Here is a 2,351-nt window from a genome sequence, read left to right as displayed (position 1 = left end):
GGGGTCTGTGGTGTTTGTCAGGCTGACTGCAACGGCATCGTCAGATCGACCCGCAAGCCGTCGGCACGGCTGTCGAAATGCAACACGCAGCCACAGCGCTGGACGATCGCCTGGACAATCGCCAGCCCAAGCCCGCAGCCGGTGCTTGCGCCGTTGCGCCAGAAACGCTGGGTCAGGTGTTGCAGGTCATCGGCGGCGATGCCGGGGCCATGGTCGCGCACCTGAAAACGCACGCGGTTACCCATGGTTTCAAGGCTCAGTTCCACCGCCGCATCCGCCGGGGTGTGGCGCAAGGCGTTGTCCAACAGATTGCGCAAGGCGGCAATCGACAGCACGGCAGGCATCTGCACCGGTGCCTGTGAGTACTTCGCTGGCAAGTGCAGTTTAATCCGCTGACGATCACCGCTGGCCGCGTCCTGAATCGCCAGACGGGCCACCTCTTCGGCGCTGCACTGCACGCCATCGTCGAACGACAGACTGCCTTCGACCCGCGCCAGCAACAGCAATTGCTCAAGCGTGCGGTGCAAGCGATCGGCGCCTTCCTCGGCGCGGGCCAGGGACTGATCGCGGGCGGCGCCTTCGGTCATGCGCGCCACTTGCAGGTGCGTCTTGATCGCCGTCAACGGGCTGCGTAGCTCATGAGCGGCATCGCCAGTCAGCCGTCGCTCGCGCTCGATGGCCTTGCCGATTCGCTGGAACAGCTGATTCTGGGTTTCCAGCAACGGTTGCAGTTCGCTCGGCAGCGGATGGATCTGCAACGGCTCAAGGGAGTCGGCGCTGCGACGCATCAAGGCATCGCGCATGCGATTAAGCGGCGCCAGGCCTTGGCCGATCCCCAGCCAGAGCAGCCACAGGCAACCGAGCAACGCGACGCCCACCGGCACCGACGCGGCCAGCAGTACCGACATGTTCAGTGCCTCGCGCTCGACTTGCCGGTCGGCCGTGGTGATGCGCACATCACCACGAGCCAAGGTGAAACTGCGCCAGCGCGCACCGTCGATCATCTGGTCATGGAAGCCCATCTGTTCAGCTTCCAGGGTTTGTTCGGGAGTGCTGTGACTGCGGGCAAGTATCTCGCCGCGCAGGGAGCTGACCTGACAGGCCATGCCCCCCGGAATATTCAATTGTTCAGCACTGAAATGCGTGCCATCGCCCTTGCTCGGCAGGGCCGGCAATTGTTCCAGCAATCMAGCGACCATGCGCGCCGAGRCCACCAGCCGCTGGTCGAGGGAAAACATCATCTGATTGCGCAGGTCACTGAGCATCCAGGCCGCGGCCAGGGCCCAGATCAGCGCGAAAGCCGCGCCGAGGGTCAGACTCAGGCGCAAACGCAGACTCATCACTTCGATTGCTCTCCGCCATCCGCCGGCCCAAGGCGGTAACCCAGCCCACGCACGGTTTCAACGATGCCGTTGCCGAGTTTACGTCGCAGGTGATGGATATGAACGTTGAGGGCGTTGCTTTCCAGTTCATCGTTGAACCCGTAGACGCTGTCCTTGAGTTGCTCGGTCGACAGCACCCGGCCACGGTTGTGCAGCAAGGCTTGCAACAACGATTGCTCGCGGCGCGACAGGTCTACCGGTTGACCGGCAAGCAGCGTTTCGCGGCTGCTCGGATCGTAAGTCAGGGCGCCATGCTCGATCAGATTGACGCTGCGCCCCGCCACCCGCCGCAACAACGTGTGCAGACGCGCGGCCAGTTCACGCAGGTCAAAGGGCTTGAGCAGATAGTCATCGGCGCCAGCTTGCAGGCCATCGACGCGGTCGGTCACCGAATCGCGTGCGGTCAGAATCAGCACCGGAATCTCCAGGCCTTGATGACGCAACTGTTGCAGCAGCTTCAGACCGTCTTCGTCCGGCAGGCCCAGGTCGAGCACCATCACGTCGAACTCGGCAACTTTGAGCATCGCCCGGGCGGCCGAGGCCGTGGCGACATGCTCCACGGTCAGGCCCTGGGCCGTGAGACCGGCAACGATGCCGCTGGCGATCAGCTCATCGTCTTCACAGACAAGTACGTGCATGGTGAGACCTGTAGAAAAGCATTGATTAAGAAGGCAGCGGATTAAGCGGACATTATGCCCGACGCCTCATTGCCACAAGGATAACGCGGTTAATCATCGGTTAATCGCCACCCATCATCGTGCACCCTACTTGCACCGCGATAAGGCTTACCCATGCGTCGTTTGTTTCTATTCTTTTTTCTTTTCATCACAGGGCTGGCCCAGGCGGCGTCGAACCCGTTCGACACCAAACCGGATTTCCTGCCGGTCGGCAAAGCCTTTGTTTTTACCTCCGAACGCCTTGAATCAGGTGAAACCCAGCTCTTCTGGCAAATTGCCGACGGCTACTACC

Annotated in this window: 2 protein-coding genes and 1 pseudogene; 1 reads left to right on the top strand and 2 read right to left on the bottom strand. The window is 61.8% G+C overall.

The genetic code is table 11. From position 1 onward, the window contains the following. Positions 1-17 precede the first annotated feature (17 nt). Complete coding sequence (locus AC1DH9_RS27485) at positions 18-1,343, bottom strand: ATP-binding protein (RefSeq protein WP_477809167.1); 1,326 nt, start codon at positions 1,341-1,343, stop codon at positions 18-20. Then, complete coding sequence (locus AC1DH9_RS27480; protein ID WP_427543616.1) at positions 1,340-2,020, bottom strand: response regulator; 681 nt, start codon at positions 2,018-2,020, stop codon at positions 1,340-1,342. The genes AC1DH9_RS27485 and AC1DH9_RS27480 overlap by 4 nt, the downstream gene beginning before the upstream one ends. 153 nt (positions 2,021-2,173) lie before the next feature. Between AC1DH9_RS27480 and AC1DH9_RS27475 the strand changes: the two are divergent. Continuing rightward, positions 2,174-2,351, top strand: a pseudogene (locus AC1DH9_RS27475) (protein-disulfide reductase DsbD); the annotation flags it as partial.

This window comes from Pseudomonas sp. 05T35 (assembly GCF_056396605.1).
The sequence above is the reverse complement of the archived record's forward strand: the minus strand, read 5'-3'. Positions and strand labels throughout refer to the sequence as shown.

Coding starts and splice junctions, on each gene's coding strand:
- AC1DH9_RS27480 (WP_427543616.1), bottom strand. CDS start 2,020: ATGCACGTACTTGTCTGTGAAGACGATGAGCTGATCGCCAGCGGCATC.